Genomic DNA, 19,540 nt, shown 5'->3' with positions numbered 1-19,540 from the left:
TCAAGCTGGAGAATTTGAACGATGAGTGTCTCCATCAAGATGTAATGGAAGAGAAGAATGATTGATTTTCTAAGGAAGGAAGAGTCTGAGGAAATGAGAAGGTCAATACGATTTCAAGCCATGGTGTGGGCATTCATGCTGTTGGTCAATATTCTGCTGATGCCCATGACCGCGCTCGCGGATGACGTTCCCGGCAGTGAGGAGAATGGCGCGGACACGATCCAGATCGTGCTGAAGAGCTCCATGCCGTCCGTGCTATCGGGGCGATTATTTACTTATGATATTGAATACAGCGTGTCAAGTACGACGGATCAGTATGACGGGGCGCAGATCGTTCTCCCGATACCGAAGGAAGTGGAATATGCCGGTGTGGTGAACAGCGATGGGGCAACCGCGGTATATGATCCTGATGCGGGGACGGTTACGTTTACTTTTGCGGAGGCGCTGGAGCCGGGTTCGACGGGAACGCTTCAGGTCAATGTCCGCTTTCCGAATGATGTGACGCCGAACGGCACCGAGGCTGTGACGCAGGCAGTCTTCCGGAGCGAACAAACGCCGGGCGGCAAGCTGTCGAATGAAGTGACCGTTAAGGCAGAAGCATCCGCCGTATGGGATCTGAAAAAGGAACAGTATAGACCCGTGGCGCATGTGAAGCCGCAGCCCGGAGGCACCGTGGAATACCGGATCTTGTTCTCCGATATGCAAAAAGACGGCTACGGCAATCTGAATCTGGATGACGTCGTCATCACCGATATGCTGCCGCCGGAAGCCGAGCTCTTGTTGGCGCGTCCCGAGTATACGGTCAATGACAATGGGAAGCTTATCTGGAACTTCGGGAAGCTGGGCCAAGGCGAGTCTTACAAAGAAATCTTCGTCAAAGTGAAATATCCCGAGGATATTTTGAAGGATAATCCCGATAAAGAGGTTGTAAATCAGGCGGCCGTGTCGTTCAAGCCTGTGGGAGAGAACGACCCAGTCACGGATGAAGCGGAAGCACAGCACGGGTTCGTCGATGTGCCGCAGACAGGGAATCTGTGGATCTATAAATCAGTCAATGACGGCTCGGCCAAGGAATTGATAACGGGACAAAGCATTTCCTACCGAATCGGAGATATTGCCAACCAGACGAACATGAGGCTGGAGGATGCCAAGCTGGAGGATCTAGCGCCGCAGGGTCTCGAATTTGTTCAGGTTCACACGGCGAAATTTGCTTGAATTGATGAATACGTTATTCAGTATACCACCAAGGAAAAGCCGGCAGAAAGCGATTGGGAGCAGTGGGAGACGATCCCCGCGAATGCCGAGCCGCGAGTATTGAAGGCTGACGGCAAGAACGTGAAAGGGATCCGCCTCGTGTTCGGCGATGTTCCGGTTGATTTCCAGCAAAAAAGCGAGCTGGAAGTTCAGTACAAGAAGACAGGAGAATATCGTCAGCTTGAGGACTACGTTTTTGGAAAATTTTCCGATATACCGTACAAAAAGTATGAAGGAGATTTTCCTGAGATCGATAGGTTGAATGGCCTTCCTGAGAACGAGAAGAGCCCTAAAGACCGGAAACAGATTGTGAACTATGCCGTGATGACCTATATCTTCAATGGCGAGCCGAAGGAAAATGCCGCCAGAGTGAAGGTGCTTGCCGTTGAGGACCGTCCGCTCGTTATGGTGAAGAAAAAAGTCACTTCCGGGACGACATTGAAGCCAGGCGATACTGCGTCCTACACGATTCGCGTAACCAACCCGGAGATCGTCGATGTTGACTTCAAAAATCCTATCGTGACTGACCTGCTCCCGAAGGAGCTTGCCTATGTGGACGATTCGGCAGCAGTGACGGGCAGCAGCGGTCTGGATGTCCCGGCACCGGGCTTCCAAAAGGGAACTCCCGGCCAAGAGGGAACGACTCCGCTCACATGGTATTGGGATGAGAACCATCCGCTGACGCTGAAAAAGGGCCAGTGGGTAGAGCTGACCTTCCAGGCGAAAGTAAATGCAGGGGTAACGACGGGCACGATTCATAATGAAGTGGAAGTCACGTCCGAAGAACATGAATATTTGAACAATTACTATAACTTCGTAAATCAGCGCTATAAAGACGGCAAATGGTATGTTTATGACGGGGCCGATATCCATGTTAATTCCGCAACGAATCTCGAATCCGTCAAATATGTGCAGGGTGACCTGGACGAAGGGAACTGGACGAAATATCCGGATACCGGAACCGTTACGCCAGGCGGAAAAATCAAATATAAGGTGGTCGTGACGAACAAGGGCACGGTTGGAGTCAAAAACGTCACGATTGTAGATGCCCTTCCTCGAATCGGCGATACCGGAGTCATCGACAAGACGCCGCGCGGAAGCAAATGGAGTCTGGTCTTGACGAAGAAAGTGGTGACGCCGCAATTCGTGTCGGTGTATTACAGCACGGATGAATCCGTATCGTTAGAAGGCGGAAGCTGGTTCACTGAGCCGCCGGATGATCTGACGACAGTCAAGGCACTGAAGTTCGTGTTCGATGACGAGTTGGTGCTGAAGCCAGGGGAGAGCAAGGAAGTCGTATGGGAAATGAGCGCGCCGGTTGGCGCTCCGAGCGGCGATGACGAGATTGCCTGGAACTCGTTCGGCTTTACGGCGAAGCGGGCAGATAACGGAAGTCCGCTGCTGCCGGCAGAGCCGAAAAAAGTCGGCGTGAAAATTAAAGACAGCCGTGAAGGCGAAATCGGCGATTATGTCTGGATCGACAAAAACGGCAATGGCATTCAGGATGATGATGAAGAAGGCAAGAATGGTGTAACGGTTGAACTGTTCGATATCGATGGCAAGCTGCTTAACAAGACCATCACGAATAACAATTTTGAAGGCAAGCCAGGGTACTATCTGTTTACGAATCTGCCTGCCGGCAAATATATCGTGAAATTCATCCTGCCGGACGGCTATAGCTGGACGAAGCCGCACCAAGGCAACGATCCTGCCAAAGACTCTGACGTGATCAATGAGGAAGGCTACACGGAAGAAATCGTGTTAGGCAACGGCGAGAAGAACCACAACATCGATGCCGGGCTTATCCCGCTGCCGGTAGCACCAGGCACAGGTGCACTTGGCGATTACGTCTGGATCGACAAGAATGGCAACGGCATTCAGGATGAAGACGAGGTTGGCTTGAATGGCGTACCTGTCAAGCTGTATAACAGTAACCGTGAACTGTTGGCCACGACTGTAACCCAATCGGTATACAAGACCGTAACGGTAACGGATTCCACATACGGAGGCACGGTAACGGGGGATGTATACGGGCCTGCCGTAACCGAGGTCGTATATAACGGTTACTATTTATTCGACAACTTGTCCGCGGGAACCTACATCGTACACTTTGAGCTGCCAGATGGTTATAAGTTCACGATCAAAGGAGCCGGCAACGACCTGACGCGTAATTCCAAAGCCAATGCCGACGGCTGGACCGACGTGATCATGCTCGGCCAGGGGGAACGGAACCTGACCATTGACGCTGGTCTGGTCAAGTCAGGCTTCAAGCCGGAGCCGGAACGCCCTGATCCAGAAGGGCCGGGTTCAGGCGGTGGCGGAACGACAGATCCGGGTTCCGGCACCACTCCAGGCACGAAGCCTCCTGATAACAGAAAAACGGTTCCCGGCACGATTGTAGAAGGACCAGACACGGTAGTCGGCGGTGAGACCGAACCGGGAGACACCGTTCCAGGCACACCTGGTACGGAAGAGGAGCCTGGCACGGAAGAGCAACCAGGCTCGAATGAACTCCCTGCGAACCGGCCGGGAGACCGCAAGAAGCCTGAACATCCGGCTGGACCAAGTCTGCCGGCAACCGGAGAGAAATCGCCGTTTGCTTCTTGGATTGGCCTGTTGTTCTGCGCTGCCGCAGTTGTCATGTGGTTCTCGCGCAAAAGAATGAAGCATAACGAGTAGAGCTATGCTAGCCGCCGCCTGTGCAAGAGGCGGCGGCATTTTTGAATCTATCGGCTCGGCGTAAAAAAGTTTTGCGTATAATAGACTTGATAGGGTCCGCCGAAGGAGATTCCGACGCCAAGGCGCTCGAAATCGCTTAATATGTTGTTGCGGTGGCCGCTTGAATTCATCCAGTTCTCGTGGGCGAAGATGGCGCTTGTTTGTCCGGCCGCAATATTTTCTCCGGCCATCCTGTAAGCGATGCCGTCTTGCTTCATCCGATCGAACGGAGACTGGCCATCCGGATTGTCGTGCGAGAAGAAGGTGCGCTTCATCATGTCTGCGCTATGTTTGCGCGCCGTTACCGCAATCTCGTCGTTCCACTCGAGCGGTTTTTTTCCTTCACGTACACGGACCGCATTGGTCAAATCCAGCACTTCCCGCTCAAGGCTTTCCCGCAATCGTTCGCTTGGCTTTCCATAAAAGCCTTTGAACGATAACTCGATCTTCTGATCAACGAGCTGGATCGAGGTGACCGTATTTTTTCGGCTCAGATCGTAAAATAGAGTAGCATATACCCCGCCGACTTGATGCAGGCTGTATTCTCCGCCGTTGTCCTTGAACTTATAGATCGTATTTCCTTTCTTGAGACTGGCAAGCGGGGAGCCGTAAGCGGCTTCGACTTCTTGTCTGGCCGACCCGAAGCCGATTCCACCGGCGCCAGTCCAATCCTGGGCGTTCGTATACAGGGCAACCACTTTGCCGTGCTGTACGCCGACCTGGATATAACGTTCATAATTCTGATTGTATATGTACCATTCGAAATTGTATTCGCTTAAATCTTTGCGGGCGGGTTCTCCAAGAATTCCGATCAATTCCGATTCGCTCATCCCGATTGAGATGCCTTGAAGCTTGAATTCTGTGCCGCTAATCGTGCTGCTAGCTCCCGCGGCTACTGGAGGGGTGCGCAGCGCCCCGTCCGCTGCCGGAATGCTGTCCGCTGCCGCGTAGGTGAATGCAGGCGTCAGGAACAGACCGATAGCTATTGCTGCGCAGAGGAGTGCCGATGCATGCCGTCTCGCTGTTCTTTTAGGTTGGCTATTCACGGTTGAGTTATCGTTGTGTTCGGTCGTATATTGATGTGTACCCATAGCTATCTCCCCATTCCATAACGAAATTAAACTACGCTAGAATGAGATGATAAACGGGGGCGCTCTTGCAATTAAAAAAGCGCCACCCTAAAGGCGGCGCCAAAAAGACGCAACAACTGTCGCAATTAGGGCAACCCGGCTATCATCGCATGCGTGCATGCATTAGACCCGTGGCTTTGCGTCCCCTGCTTTCGCTAGGGTTTGCCATTATCCATTTTTAGCGTATCTATTCTATGGTTCATTCTATCATCTTTGAGATGGAACGTACATACAATATATCCCATTTTGTTGATAGAAATACGAGATTGTCGAATGAGAGATCGTTTGCTAGCTTTCAAAACGGAAAAAAGAGCGGCAGCAGCGCTACCATGGCAATGCCAAGCAGCAACTGAAGCGGCAATCCCACCCGGATATAGTCCATGAAGGAATATTTGCCGGCCGACATGACCAACGCGTTGGGCGGGGTCGAGAACGGGACGGCGAAGCACATGCTGGCGGCAATCGCGACGGCGAACAGATACGGATGCGGATTGACGCCCAACTGCATCGCAGCGGTCATCGCGATCGGCGCGACCAGGACAGCGCATGCGGTATTGCTGATGAAGAGCGTCAGGATCGACGTCGTAAAATAGATGCCGGCGAGCAAGGCGAACGGCCCGATATTCCCGAGGGTCAGCACGAGCTTCTGCGAGAGCAGGGCTGCCGCGCCTGTCTTCTCGATCGCGATGGACATCGGAATCATGCCGCCAATCAGGACGATGCTCTCCCAGTTAATCGTCTTGTAGGCGGATTCCATTCCGCGAAGACATCCCGTGGCTACCATCAGGACGGCTGCGATCATGACGGAGATGACGGCCGGGAATATCTCCAGAATGAGCAGCGCGATCATGAAGAGCATGATGCCGGCCGCGAGCGGCGCTTTATGGTTCATAGGCATCGCAGCTGCCGTCTCCAGCGGCTGGCCGACGACGACCACATCCGACTCCTCCCTTGACAGCCGAGCGATGCTTTTCCATGTCCCCTGAACGAGCAGGGCATCGCCGAACCGGATTTTCTCGTCCTTGAGCTGATGCAGCAAATACTCTCCTTTGCGCTGAATCGCCAATATATTGAGCTGGTATTTCTCGCGGAATCCCGACTGCTTCACCTGCAGATTAAGCAGCGGGGAATTGGGCGGCAGCAGCACCTCGGCGATGCCGATCTGATCCGAAGCGTACCGCTCGGTATTCGGTTCGGCAGCTTGCTCGATCTCGGCGGCCCGATGGTCAAGCAGATGAAGCCCGCACGCCTCGGCGAATGCTTGCACGCGGTGGAACGGTCCATATACATACAGAATATCTTTGTCATGGATGACGGTCGCCGGACCGGCAATCTCTTGATTGATCGTCTTGAAGAACGGGTTCTTGTTCGATGTCCGGCGGCGAATCTCGATAATATGAACCTGATATTGGTTCGGAATATCCAGCTCCTGCAGCGATCGGGATACAATCGTCGCTTCGTCGCCGGCCTGCACGCGGTACAGGTTCTGGGACAACTGGTACTGCCGGGCAAGCTCGTGCAGCGATCGCGCGTTCCGCTTGCCGCGCCCTTCGCCTTGTTCCTTCGGAAGCAGCCTGCTCAGAAGCAGCAGAAGACCGGTGCCGATCAGGAGGCAGACGATCCCGATCGGGGTGAAGGAGAAGAAGGACAGCTCATCGAACCCCGCCTGGGCGAGCGTCTCGCTGATGACCAGGTTGGGCGGCGTCCCGATTAGAGTCAGCATGCCGCCCATGCTGCTGGCGAACGCGATCGGCATCAACAGGCGTCCCGGGCTGATATTGGCACTGGCGGCCATGCTGACGACGATGGGCAGCATGACGGCGACGGTGCCGGTATTGCTGACGAAGGCGCCGATTAGCGACGTGGCCAGGATAACGGTAATCAACAGACGCGTCTCGCTGCCGCCCGCGAGCTGAAGCATCTTGCCGCTGGCCAGCTTGGCGAGCCCGGTCTGGAAGATCCCGCCTCCGACGATGAACAAGCCGATCATCATGATGACGACGGAATTAGAGAAGCCGGACAACGCTTCGTTCGGCGTCAATATTCCAAGCAGGACGAGCAGGATTAGGGAACAGATGGCGACCAGATCCGATCGGATCTTCCCTGTCATGAAGAGAATCGCTGCAGCGGCCAATATAATAAGCGTAATAATGATGTCTGAATTCATAGATACGGAATAAAGCCCCTTTCTGTCATGCCGATGATAGTCTGGAAATCTCCTAGTTAACATACTCTATCATACTTTCAAATCCACGCATAAGGAATGAATTTTATGGGAAAATGTCATTTACAATGATATGAAATAATGATACTATTAAGGGGAAAAAAGGAAAAATGAATAAAATTACTCAGATCATGTCGAAGGATGCCGAATCATTCGCTCGATTGTCAGGAGGCAGATCGCAGGTTATGTCTATGGCTGGGCAATACAGAGCTTTGCGGTCGGAGATCGACAAGAAGATTAAGGAGAAGGGATATACGCTCCTGAAGGTAAGCGAATTGTCAGGCGTTAATCAAGGGCATCTCAGCATGGTGCTGAATGGGAATCCGCCACGTCCGATGACGGTGGAGCAGTTGGACAAGCTGGCTGCCGCTTTCGGAGAAGAGCCGGGCTGGCTATACGACTTATATTACGAGGAATGCTTCAAGAGTGGGAACGGGAAGCTGCGAAGCGGCGAGGAGCGGCTGTCGAACAAGCGCGTGCGCTCCTATCTGGTCCGCTGCGCCGAGTTGGACCGCCTCGATTACATTGAGAGTATCATAGCGAAGATGCTGGACACGCCACGGGTTGCATTGGCGTTGCTGTACGATGTCGCGGAGGAACTGTATGCGAAGGGTCAGGTGCAGGCGGCTGTGCCTTTCTATCAATATGTGATAGAGAACGAGAAGGACAATTTTGCGGAGCGGCTCATTATGAGCCACTACCGGATGTTCCGGGCGTCGATCGGCCGGGATGCGCAGAAGAACTGGGAAGCGGTCATCGCCTTCTCTCCTTATCGGAAGCGGCTGCAGGAGCATCTCCAGCTTGAAGCGCTGCATTATTTGGGCAATGTATGCTACAGCTTATATCAATGGAGGCGAGCGGAACAGTACGCAGATGAGCTGCGCGAGCTGGCAACGACAGTATATCAATATATGAGTCGAGAGCGGAAGAAGGGGAATGACCCGAAGCTGTCTCCATCCGAATTCCCGCTGGTGGCCTATTATGGCGAAGGATATTTGATGAAGGGAAATGTGCTGGAGAGATGCAAGAGGTACACCGAGGCGCTGCAATATGTACAAGGCTATGAGAATTTGGATTGGTTTGAAGTGGTGGATGAAGCGGGACTTGCATTTATAGAGAAGTTCAAGCTGTGGGCACGAGGCAATTTGTACACGCTTGAAGTAAGCAGGGGCAACGAGAATGCCGTTGACCCATATGCGGATTATTTGGCCGAGCATCCGGCAGAATTGCTGCCGGGATTGAACCCGATACTGATGTCCGCTTCGGAGTATGGATTTTGTGTTGATCATGTTTTGGACAGATTTTCGAAGCAGATTTGTCAGCTTAAGGATAGCGGGAGCATCATTTACATAGAGCGGCTTCTTAACTTTCTGTACAACTACGCCACATATGAGTTCATGAGACAACGATTCGACAGGGGGATAGATGGAATCCTGCGGTGTGTGAAGCTATCGTTCCTTAACAATCAGCCAGGCTCTGCCTATCGAAGCATGATGTTATTTGAAAAATATCGGCAATATGCATCAGAACAGCAACGGAAACTCTATCATTCGATAACAGACGGCTCGAAAACCTTGCATATGTACAATCACGGAGCGGGACTTGAAGTGTAACTCCGTTCATTTTCATAACGTTATCAAGGTAAGTAATCTTGAAAAGGATGGCTGGGCACTTCCCTGCTGGGAAGTGTCTTTTTATGGCTCAAATTGGAATGAAAAGTGATGATTCGACGGGATTATTAACTTTTTTTAACTAGGATGACGAAGGAATAATTGCTTATAATTGGAATTGTCAAATCATGTTGCTTGAGGGAGGGCAATAGTAGGAGATGGAAGACGTGAATAAGGGCGGTTCCTGCAGAATGGCGGAACGGGGAGCGCTCCTTCATCGAAATGAGCTGTCGGCTCCTGGCGGAGAATGGATGATGAGCAGGCTGGAGCCGGAAGTGGAAGAGACGGATTTACAAGATCTGATGTGCAAAATCGAACAGATCCGAGCGCGAATGGTCCATCTGGCGATGGAAAATAATGATCTGCTGAATGAAAGGGCAATCCGGGAAAGTCAGCGGCTTGACAAATACATTGTGCTCTTCCAGAAGGCGAGATACCGGAACGGCAGCAAGCAGCAACGGGTCGGTGTGCTGCTTCACCAATAAGCATGACGAAGACAGAGGTCTCCTGAGAGAGTGGAAGCCGGATTCCGGGATAAGGACAAGAACGGAAAATATTATGCATGCAAGGCTGGATAGGAAATATTCGCTCATGGTACGATGGAAAGAGAAGGAAGGGATCGATACGATGGAGCGAATGCTTGTCATTAGCGATATTCATGGAGAATTGGAAAAGTTCGAGCGTTTGCTGGAGATGGCCTGCTATGACGTGAATCGCGATCAGCTTTTGCTGCTGGGCGATTATATTGACCGTGGCCCGCATTCAAGAGAAGTGCTCGCTAAGGTGCGGGAGCTGCAGCAGTTGGGGGCCATCGTCCTGATGGGCAATCATGAGAAAATGATGCTCGACGCGTACCGCAATGAGGAAAAGGCGGTCGAGCGCTGGTTCCGCAACGGGGCGAAGCAGACGCTGCTGAGCTACGGCTATGCGGAGGAAGAAGCAGAGGGGCAGCCGGCAGCTATCCGCTGGACCGATGAATTGCTGGATGCCATCTCATTCGTGGACAAGCTGCCCTACTATTATGAGACGGATGATTATATATTCGTCCATGCGGGAGTGGAGCCGGGGATACCGTTGGCGGATTGCGATCCGCATAAGCTGGTCTGGATACGCGGGGAATTTCATAAGGGCTACAGCGGCCCGAAGACGGTCATATTCGGTCATTCCCCCACGAAGTTGCTGCATGATTCGGACGAGGTTTATTTTGGAACCAATTCGATTATCGGCATCGACGGCGGCTGCGTATACGGTGGAAGGCTCAACTGCCTGGAGCTGCCATCCCGGCATATTTATTATATCGAGTAAGGAAAGGAGGAGATAAAGCGGAGAGCGCGTTCATCGCGGCCTGATTCCGCAAATCAAGGGCAATTTCTTAACTCTGAGAGAGTAGACTGAACAGAGGAGGGATAATTGATGACGGACTGGCTGCTTGCAGGAACATGGGAAGAGCTTCAGGAACAGGGAGCCAAGGTGATTAAGGGCGGCATTGCGGTGTTCGTGCATGCCGATGAAGTGTATGCCGTGGACAACCGCTGCCCGCACATGGGATTTCCGCTTCATATGGGCAGTCTCTGCGACGGCATTCTGACCTGCCACTGGCATCATGCCCGGTTCGACGTATGCAGCGGCGGCACGCTGGACCCTTGGGCTGACGATGTGCCTGTGCACCGGGTCAAGGTCGAGCAGGGAAGCGTATGGGTCGATCCGAGGCCCCAGGTCGCGAGCTGCGTGGAGAAGCAGCTTAGGCGCTTGCGGGAGGGGATGGAGCAGAACCTGTCCCTCGTGATTGCGAAGAGCGTCGTCGCGCTTGTCGAGTCGGGCGTCCCTGCGGCGGACATCGCGAGGGTGGGCGTCGAATTCGGGACGACATACCGCTCCGCCGGCTGGAGCTCGGGCCTTACCATCTTGGCGGCGATGGTGAATGTGCTGCCGAAGCTGGACAAATACGGGCGCATTCTTGCCCTATATCACGGCCTTGCCAGCGTGGCGCGGGACTGCGCCGGACAGCCGGCGCGCTTCCTGCAGCAGCCGCTGCCGGAGACGGAGCAGCAGGCGACAGAGCATCTGTCGGCCTGGTATCGGAGATGCATGGAAGTTCGCGATGTCCGCGGCGCCGAACGGGTGCTGGCCAGCGCGATTGCCAGCGGCATGGAGCCGAACGGGCTTATGTCGATGATGATGACTGCGGTTACCGATCACTTCTATATGGACGGGGGACATACGCTCGATTTCCATAACAAGGCGTTCGAAATCTTGCAGCATATCGGCAGCGATTCCGCTGTGCGCGTCCTCAGCTCGCTCGTGCCGCTGCCGGCCCGCGCTGCCCGCAGCGAGGAACTGCAGCATTGGCAATCGCCGGTCAATCTCGTCGATCCGCTGCGGGAAGCCTTCCGGGAGCTGGAGGGCATGACCTGGTCCGCCGCGGAGACGCCTGCTTCGACCGGGGGCACGCCGCAGGAGGCCGAAGAAGAGGAACAGCAGCTCCTGGCCTTGCTTCTCGGTGACCAGCCGCTTCAGACGATCGAGGCGCTCACGCATGCGCTGCGAACCGGACGCTCTCCCGTGCGGCTGGCCCAGATCATCGCTCTCGCAGCCGCGGAGCGGATCACCCGCTTCCATACCCAGAACGAGTTCGGAGATTGGATTACGGTGCTGCATACGTTCACGCACGCGCATGCCGTCCATGAGACGCTGCGTCGGAGCGCCAACGTCTTCACGGTGCGCGCCATCTATTACGCCGCCGTCACCGTATACCTGGATCGCTTCCTTAACGTTCCGGCCGCCCGCCGGCCGAACGGTGAGCACGCAGAAGCGAACCCGAATTCGACCGATCCGGGCTGGCTCCTCAAGCTGCTCGATCGGCAGCAGCAAGTGGCGGAAGCCGGCGAGTGGCTGGCCCAGTATTTGCGTCAGAATGGGGACATTGATGCCTTGTTCAACACGCTCGGCCACGCCCTGTTAAGGGAGGACGCGGAATTCCATTCGTACCAGATGTACGAGGCGGCGAGCGCGGAGTATGACCGCTGGGACACCGAGAGCGGACCGCTGGCTGCACAGGCGAAGCAGACGATGCTGCTTGCATTGACGCGTTATTTGGCCGCCCATTCGCCGACAGCGCGGGAGCTGCCGCATACGGCGCGCATCGCCTGGCGACTGCATCGGGGAGAGAAGCTGTTCGAGGAATAACAGAAGCGGGAACATGACAGATGACTATGACCGTTTGCTTTTACATGAAGAGGGAATGGCGAAGCGTGGAAGCGGTTATCCGCAAGCAGCAGGGGCAGCTGTTTTCACGCTTTTTCACATGGGTGCGGAGGCTGGCATGCCCTGTCGAAGTTCGCCTTCGTCTGAAGTCAAGACATCGATTCGAAGCCGAATTACCACATTTCCAGTTGACAGCGGGAATAGCCGCATACTATACTGCCTAAGTGGTACCGGAAAATATATTATAGTTCCATCATTACCGTGGAGTTCGAGAACGCGAGATTTCGAGACGGCCATGGCCATGTGGAAAAAGGAGTGAGCGTCACATCATGCATTGGGTATATTTGTTCTTCGCCATTGTGCTCGAAATAGCCGGCACGGTATCGATGAAGCTGTCGCAAGGATTTACGAAGCTATGGCCTTCCGTGTTCATGATTGTCTTTTATATTTTGGCGTTCTCGAGCTTGAACTTATCGTTGAAGCAGGTGCCGGTCAGCGTCGCCTACGCGATCTGGTCGGGTCTCGGAACGGCCGCGATCGCGGTCATTGGATATCTGGTGTTCCAGGAGTCGATGACGCTGCTCAAAGGCGTCTCGATTCTGCTCATTATTTTGGGCGTCATTGGGCTCAATGTGGGCGGGCAGGAGAAGCCGGCCGGCAACGCGGTCCACGAAGACAGCCAGGCTGCGGTCCATTCAGGCTCCGCCTTCGTCGGAGATCGCGCCCGGACAGGAGAATAAAGGAACGCTCCCCGGTCTCATCCGGCTGCATACGAGAGCTCGGATGAGACATTTCTTTTCCCGGCCTATCTGTATGCATGGCAACCGCAGCGCCGCATGGCGGTTCTCAGCTTAGATCTTTCCCGGCTTCGATCCTGTTCCCGTGCGGCAGGTCGCGCTGGCCTATCGCTAGAGCGTGGAAGGCGCGCAGACGGGACAAAGCTATGAGGTCTATTGACCGTGGCGCCGCTTAAGAGAGAGGAGCTTGCATATAAGCAAGCTCCTCTGCCTGTTGAGTTATGGAACTCCGGTCGCTAGTATGGTTGTCGGACCTTCCGGGATTCGGATGATGCCAAGGGGTATTCTTTGGATTAATCATTGACTATGGCAAGTGAATATATTATGAATAATTTGGTGAAAGTGAAATCTAAACTCTTTTTAACCGATGAAAGGATTAGGAGAAATAATAGAAAAAAGAGAGGGAAACCAAATTGAAAAAGAAAGACAGGCAATCGCCTTACTGTTGGGAATCCGGAAGGCAGAATATTGAGATTGACAAGAGAATTTCTAGCGGAGGGCGACAATGAAACGATTGATGGCAGCGGTGTTAAGCCTTATGTTAATCCTCACGTCTCATTCAGGTTCGGTGCAAGCCAAAGGGAATGACATAAGTGCCGTTAGCGAACAGGAATATACACGTATCGGCGAGGATTTCGACATTCTTGATGGGAATATACTTCTAGCAAAAAAGGACGGAACCGTATGGTATTGGGATATCTTCGGTTATCCACTTCATGCTTCCGATCCATTCTATACAGCTAGGCTTAAGCAAATTCCGGGCTTGCAGGATGTGAAACAGTTCTCGTTCGAGGGCAGGGACGGGGAAAGTAGATTTATGATGAACTATGCCGCGCTAAAAAAAGACGGAACCGTATGGTATTGGGATTATAGGAACAACACCTATCTTAAAGATAGTTCTAGGACTACTCCGAAGCGTATCAAAGATTTAAATGACGTAACTTCACTCGTTGCCGATTATTCCAGCAACTACCAAAAATTTAAGACCTTGTATGTATTGAAATCAGACGGTTCGGTTTGGTGTTGGGTAGGTCGATTAGGCAAAGCTTCGTCGACGGCTCAATACAAGCTGCTTGATGATGTCGTATCCATAAAATCTGCGGACGGTCACGTATACGCGGTTAAAAAAGACGGTTCGGTATGGCAATGGGAGGCATACATGTACTGGCCGCAAAACCAATTTAATTTTAATAACGAAGGTCCAAAGGAAATCAAAGGGCTTGTAGATATCGTCAACATAGAGATGGGCGGTTATACAAACTATGCCTATAAGAAAGATGGCACGGTCTGGTCTTGGGCAATGTATGAACCCGACAGTATACCGATCCAATTACATAAAGCGACAGGCGCGCGAGGTATTGTTCAATTTAGCTCACAGCCAACAGATTCGAATATCGATACGACTTATGCTTTGCGAAAGGACGATAAGCTCTGGTCAATTGGCAACGGTAAAGTGTTCCCCGGGCTTTCAAATATCGCTTCCGTACACCATAAGGACAAGGGTATACAAAAGGGGAAATATGTATTTAAAAATTATGTATTGAAAAAGGATCAGACCTTGTGGGCGTGGGAAGATAGTGTTTCTGCCTTGCCGAAGCTTGTTGTGTTCACGAAAGAATCGGAATCTGGCAATCGCTCTGGAAAAGGAAGAAAATCAACTGGCGATTATTCAGGGACAGCAAACAAATCAACTGGCGATCGTTCTGGGACAGCAAACAATCCAACTGGCAATCGTTCTGGGTCAACAGACAAACCAACTGGTAATCGTCCTGAGACAAAAGCTCAACCTGCGACACGGACTTATCCGGAAGTCAGCCTGTATCCGTTTATCACGATGCTGCAGCCTGGCGGACAACAGCTCATTACCACAAACAATGTGCTTCCCGGAACCAAAATAACGTATACCATTGACGATCCGAGCATAGGAACCTTAGCGAATGTGAATGGCATACCGGTCATAACAGCGAATAAATCCGGACAAACCATTGTACGGGCTACGACAACCAGAGCCGGCTTTCCGGACGAGACCACTTACTTATTGTTGTATGTCGTAGACGGCAGCATGTTGCCCGATACGTATTTCACTGCCGTTCGGTCTATTCCTGTCGCTGACAAGCAGAATTCGGTTATCGTGGAAGGACTGACGCAAGCGGGAGAGCTTGTGATCACAGCCGCAAGCAGCGAACAGCCGACTCCTGTTAGCGGCCAGCTCGTCATAACGCCCGAACTGATTGACCGCTTAGCAGGCAATGCGTCAAAGGCGAAGTCAGCGGTAATGCAGACGCTATCGGAGAACGAGATTACGCTTGCGAGAGAGCTGATCGTAAATGCGGAAATTCTATCTTTGCCCAGAGAAAATGAATATATGTTCAAGCTGTATAAGGATGGCTTAGTCGGTCGGAAAGATATCGACTTTATTACCGTTCATGCGGGGGATGCGACACTGGTGCTAAATGTTGCGACTGCAGAGCGCCTCTTCCATTCGCATCCGGTTATCGTCATTCATCTGGTGAAAGAGAATAGCGGCGGTTATCGCGTACAATTTGCAGATGAACAAGGGCAGGAGCTTGCGAATATATCAAGCAACATCCAGCTTATTCTGCCTGCGAATCATGCAGACGCGACACATACCAGCGTGTTCTATATGAATGGAAAAAAAGTGCAGCCGATCGGCGGGAAGTTCAATCCGTCCAAAAACGGCATGGAAGCGGAAATCAACCGTTCCGGGACGTATTTCGTGGACGAGAATTCCAAGTCCTTCCCGGATGTCGACGATAGAGATCCGGAGTTAAAGCAAGCGATACAGTTTCTGGCCTCCAAAGGAATCGTTAAAGGGAAAGACAATGGCAATTTTGAACCCGATTCCCTGCTCACCCGTGCAGAATTCACGGCCATGCTTGTAAGAGCTTTTTACGCTTTGGATGAAACGGCGACGGAGAGTTTCTCAGACGTGCATCCGCCGCAATGGCATCATCCATATATCGCTTCATCCGAAAAAAAGGATATCGTTAAAGGTTATCCAGATGGCACGTTTAAGCCGGACCATACGATATCCCGGGAAGAAATGACCGCGATCGGCGCAAGATCCTTGCATGAAAAGAAAAATTATTATTACCCTACGAATCCGGAGGTTTACCTGAACCAATTCGTGGACAAAGAAACGATATCCAATTGGGCCAAGCCAACCATGTCCTTGGCTGTGAAGCAGCGCTTGATCGATGTTCCCGCCGATAAACGGATTAAAGCTCGCGAGGCTGTCACGCGCGGGGAAGCTGCCCGAATGCTGTACCGGCTTTATTTACAGCTGTGACCATTCAGGCCGAAAACAGCTTGCATCGATTGTGCAACCAATTACATCAGATGAACGGATTCGCGTGAATGGTGGACGCTCGGGCTAGGCTGAATCGGCTCAGCCGCTCTGGCAAGTATATGTACCGACTGCGATACCACACGAGCGAACCGAAGCTTTGCGGATGCCAAAGCATTGATGAGTGCCAATGCACAGAACATGAAAAGGATCGCCCTCCACCTGGCCAATAAGGCCAAGTAGGGGGCGATTTACATTTTATAGGGACACGCGGATTATTTCAGCGTCCACAAAGCGGGAACGTTCGGCGGTTCCCACCCGTTCAGCGAAGTATGCGGCTGTCTGCACTCATAGACCGAGCCGTTATAGGTCACTTGATCGCCAACCGCATACGCGGTATTCGGCGCCCAGGCGGCAATGGCCGGGCCGTCGGCGGTCTTCGCCGTTACGGCATTGCTGTCCGCGGATACATTGCCGGCGGCATCGAACGCGCGCACGGTGAAGGTATACTGCGTATTGGCGGTCAAGCCGGTCACGGCATAGCTCGTCGTGCTGCCGGATACCGTCGCAACGAGCGTGCCATTGTTGTAGATGCGATAGCCTGTCACGCCGACATTGTCAGTGGACGGATTCCACATCAGGGAGACGCTGGAGGATGTCGGCGTTCCCATGACATGCAGACCGCTCGGGGCGGTCGGGGCTTCCGTATCAACCGGCACGGCTGGCGTCGTCGCGATCACGGTATTGCTGGAGGCCGACACGTTACCAGCGGCATCCACCGCTCGCACCGAGAAGGTATAGGAGGTGTTCGAGGTGAGCCCGCTCACCGTATAGCTCAACGTGGAGCCCGAGACGGAGGCGGCCAATGAGCTGCCGTTGTAGATGCGGTAGCCCGTCACGCCTACGTTATCCGTAGAGGCGCTCCATGAGAGCGATACGCTCGTGGCGGTTGTTCCCGTTACGGCAAGGCCGGTTGGCGCCGTTGGCGGCTCGGTGTCGCCAGGATTGGTGCCGCTGAAATTGACGTCGATGACGTTATAGAAGGCGTTGGCCGTATCGGCAATCTCCCAGACGGCGAGAATGACGTGGTAGCCCGTACGCTCCGGAACATTGCATGTGTCCGAGTAGGTGAATGGCGGGCGCGCTCCCTTATAGTCCACGGAGCAGAATGGAGTCAGCACGAATGAATCCCGGGTAAGCGGGGCATTCGGGTTCCAGCCGGGCTTCGTAATGTAGTATTTCCAGCTGGAGGTCGCATGGGGCGCGGTCAATTTCCAGTTGAACGTATTTTGTCCGCTAGACATGTTGACCTTGCTCCAACGGGTAGCCGATTGCTCATCAAGCTTCGGGAAGGCGCCGTTGGCGCTGGCAATCTTGCCGTCGGCAGGACCTGCATTCGGGAAGCCCTTCGGAGCTTCCAGACTTTGCGGCTCCCATATGATCGCTCCACAATCCTGGTTCTGACCGGATTTGCACAAGGCTGCCCGGCTCGCCGGACCTTCGACATAGCCGTGCCCGAACGCTTTATCGGCGAACAGTACCATACAGACGATGGCGGCCAGCATGACTCCGCAGGAAAGAAGCAGCTTGGACAGGAATGGATTCGGCATGCGCAGCTGATTCATACGATTTCCTCCTTTGATTTTTGAATTGGATCACGGTATTTCGTCAAAAGTTGAAACCCTTTAACTTTATTACGCACCCTCCTTTCTTACTAGATTCAGTACGTTGCAAGACGAACTGACGGGAGACTGGGCAAACCCTCCTTTCTATGAAATGTTGTTATATAAACTCTATGAAATAGAGCTTATACCCCATTGCGGCAAACCGAAGAACAGCAAATAAGGGAATAGGCCAAAACGGTAAACGGTAAAGCGGCGAATATGTAAAGCGCGTGAAATGAAAGACTTTGAAACGGAAGATAGAACGGGGTAGAAAAATAAGGATAATTGTTTATCTCTATCATATAGGAAAAAGAAGAACGTGTGTGAATTGAATATTTTTTTACAATTGCGCAGGCAATAATTTTTATTAATTAAACCGCATTAATATTTAGCCTGATTGAGGCCGGAATGCCCTCGCCGAATCGCAATATTACGTATACGCCGGCCAAATTGACCCTTCGAACATCAAAATTGCTCTGATCCTCCGGAATGGATAGCCAGATTCACAGGATTTCGTTATAATAATGAGAATGATTATCATTCTGATTACATACCGGAGGCGCACCAGATGAACGGGACAGATTTTCACCTCAATTTCAACCGCTTTTTCGATGAGCTAAGGCTGACGAGCCGGAGCGGGGCCCGTGCGGATCAGATGGGGCTGCCATCGTCTGCCGGCGAAGGGGGAATCCGGCGCTTTCTCCCTCGCCACGATATGGAGGTCGTCTTATCGGAATATGAGTTGCATCGCGATTGCGTGCTGTCTCTCGCTACGGAAGCGCCGATGGTTGAACTGAATTACGCGGTGCAAGGGGGGCGCGGCCTTCGGGTCGACGGCGAGGAATACAGCATGATGCCGGGGATATCCTCGCTCCAATTCATCAATCAGGCGGATTATTGCTTCGAATTCGGCGGGAGGGAAGCGTTCACGATGGTAAGCATCGGCATTCCCGTGACGAGCTTTCATCATTTCATGGAAGCGTTGGATGGAACGAGAAGCGTCGATTTTACGCAAATTATGGGCTGGCGCTCATTCCGGAGCTTCCAGGAGACGACTCTTCCCGCAGCCACGGTCATCCTCAACCGGTTGATGGAGCATGCTCGTAACGGCAGAGCAACCAATATCGAGATCGAATGCAGCGTATTGGAGCTGCTCTCGATGGCCTTCCGTTCCTTCCTGGCGGATGGCCCGCTGGGAGGCGCCAGGCTGGGACGAACCGATATGCTGAAAATCCGGGAAGCGAAGGACATCCTGCTCGAGCGGATGGCGGAGCCGCCCTCGCTGCTCGAACTGTCCCGGCTCATCGGACTGAACGACTACAAATTGAAGACCGGCTTCAAGGAAATGTACGGTGCGACCGTATTTGGTTACCTCCGGGAGCAGCGGCTGGAGAAGGCTTATCGCCTGTTGATGGAAGGGGGGATAAATGTCATCGATGTATCCTGCGCGGTGGGCTATTCGAATTCCAGCTATTTCGCGGAAGCGTTCCGAGCGAAATATGGCATGAATCCGGGCAGCTTGGTCCGGCGGTCTTCGGCCAGCTTCAGCCATGACAGTTAGCCTCCCTGGAG

At 52.9% G+C, this 19,540-nt stretch carries 12 protein-coding genes, 1 pseudogene and 1 riboswitch; of the genes and pseudogenes, 10 read left to right on the top strand and 3 right to left on the bottom strand.

The features are described from left to right. The first annotated feature begins 93 nt into the window (after positions 1–93). Both FLT43_RS04170 and FLT43_RS30455 read left to right on the top strand, forming a co-directional pair. Entirely contained in the window at positions 94–1,215 is a 1,122-nt protein-coding gene (locus FLT43_RS04170) for a hypothetical protein (RefSeq protein ID WP_164776180.1), read from the top strand. A gap of 120 nt (positions 1,216–1,335) precedes the next feature. Beyond that, complete coding sequence (locus FLT43_RS30455) at positions 1,336–3,933, top strand: SdrD B-like domain-containing protein (RefSeq protein ID WP_127510892.1); 2,598 nt, start codon at positions 1,336–1,338, stop codon at positions 3,931–3,933. Positions 3,934–3,980: 47 nt separating this feature from the next. On the opposite strand, the gene FLT43_RS04160 is transcribed toward FLT43_RS30455, so the two are convergent. Both FLT43_RS04160 and FLT43_RS04155 read right to left on the bottom strand, forming a co-directional pair. Further along, a complete protein-coding gene (locus FLT43_RS04160; protein ID WP_244194125.1) occupies positions 3,981–5,063 on the bottom strand; it encodes a CAP domain-containing protein in 1,083 nt (360 codons plus the stop codon). Positions 5,064–5,189: 126 nt separating this feature from the next. After that, positions 5,190–5,279, bottom strand: a riboswitch (cyclic di-GMP riboswitch). 118 nt (positions 5,280–5,397) lie between these two features. Next, on the bottom strand, positions 5,398–7,269 hold the full coding sequence (locus FLT43_RS04155; RefSeq protein WP_087441713.1) for an SLC13 family permease: 1,872 nt from the start codon (positions 7,267–7,269) through the stop codon (positions 5,398–5,400). Between the two features lie 242 nt (positions 7,270–7,511). Here FLT43_RS04155 and FLT43_RS04150 point away from each other — a divergent pair, with 242 nt between their 5' ends. The 7 genes and pseudogenes from FLT43_RS04150 to FLT43_RS04120 all read left to right on the top strand — a co-directional run. Beyond that, complete coding sequence (locus FLT43_RS04150; protein WP_164776179.1) at positions 7,512–8,939, top strand: helix-turn-helix domain-containing protein; 1,428 nt, start codon at positions 7,512–7,514, stop codon at positions 8,937–8,939. A 215-nt stretch (positions 8,940–9,154) separates the two neighbouring features. Then, positions 9,155–9,481, top strand: coding sequence for an aspartyl-phosphate phosphatase Spo0E family protein (locus FLT43_RS04145; protein ID WP_087441711.1), 327 nt, complete (start codon positions 9,155–9,157; stop codon positions 9,479–9,481). 142 nt (positions 9,482–9,623) lie between these two features. Further along, positions 9,624–10,301, top strand: a complete 678-nt coding sequence (locus FLT43_RS04140; RefSeq protein WP_087441977.1) for a metallophosphoesterase family protein — start codon at positions 9,624–9,626, stop codon at positions 10,299–10,301. Between the two features lie 108 nt (positions 10,302–10,409). After that, complete coding sequence (locus tag FLT43_RS04135; RefSeq protein ID WP_087441710.1) at positions 10,410–12,182, top strand: Rieske (2Fe-2S) protein; 1,773 nt, start codon at positions 10,410–10,412, stop codon at positions 12,180–12,182. Between the two features lie 347 nt (positions 12,183–12,529). Next, positions 12,530–12,940: a DMT family transporter gene (locus FLT43_RS04130; RefSeq protein WP_087441709.1), complete on the top strand. Its 411-nt coding sequence runs from the start codon at positions 12,530–12,532 to the stop codon at positions 12,938–12,940. 562 nt (positions 12,941–13,502) lie between these two features. Next, positions 13,503–16,307, top strand: a complete 2,805-nt coding sequence (locus tag FLT43_RS04125; RefSeq protein WP_087441708.1) for an S-layer homology domain-containing protein — start codon at positions 13,503–13,505, stop codon at positions 16,305–16,307. Between the two features lie 86 nt (positions 16,308–16,393). Continuing rightward, a pseudogene (locus FLT43_RS04120) lies at positions 16,394–16,547 on the top strand (IS5/IS1182 family transposase); the annotation flags it as partial. A gap of 32 nt (positions 16,548–16,579) precedes the next feature. On the opposite strand, the gene FLT43_RS04115 reads toward FLT43_RS04120, so the two are convergent. Then, positions 16,580–17,929, bottom strand: coding sequence for a lytic polysaccharide monooxygenase (locus tag FLT43_RS04115; RefSeq protein WP_087441707.1), 1,350 nt, complete (start codon positions 17,927–17,929; stop codon positions 16,580–16,582). A 607-nt stretch (positions 17,930–18,536) separates the two neighbouring features. Here FLT43_RS04115 and FLT43_RS04110 point away from each other — a divergent pair. Beyond that, positions 18,537–19,529: a helix-turn-helix transcriptional regulator gene (locus tag FLT43_RS04110; protein WP_087441706.1), complete on the top strand. Its 993-nt coding sequence runs from the start codon at positions 18,537–18,539 to the stop codon at positions 19,527–19,529. Positions 19,530–19,540 lie beyond the last annotated feature (11 nt).

It is taken from the genome of Paenibacillus thiaminolyticus (genome assembly GCF_007066085.1).
In the GTDB taxonomy this organism is placed as follows: Bacteria; Bacillota; Bacilli; order Paenibacillales; family Paenibacillaceae; genus Paenibacillus_B; species Paenibacillus_B thiaminolyticus.
This window is presented reverse-complemented; position numbering and strand designations above follow the sequence as displayed.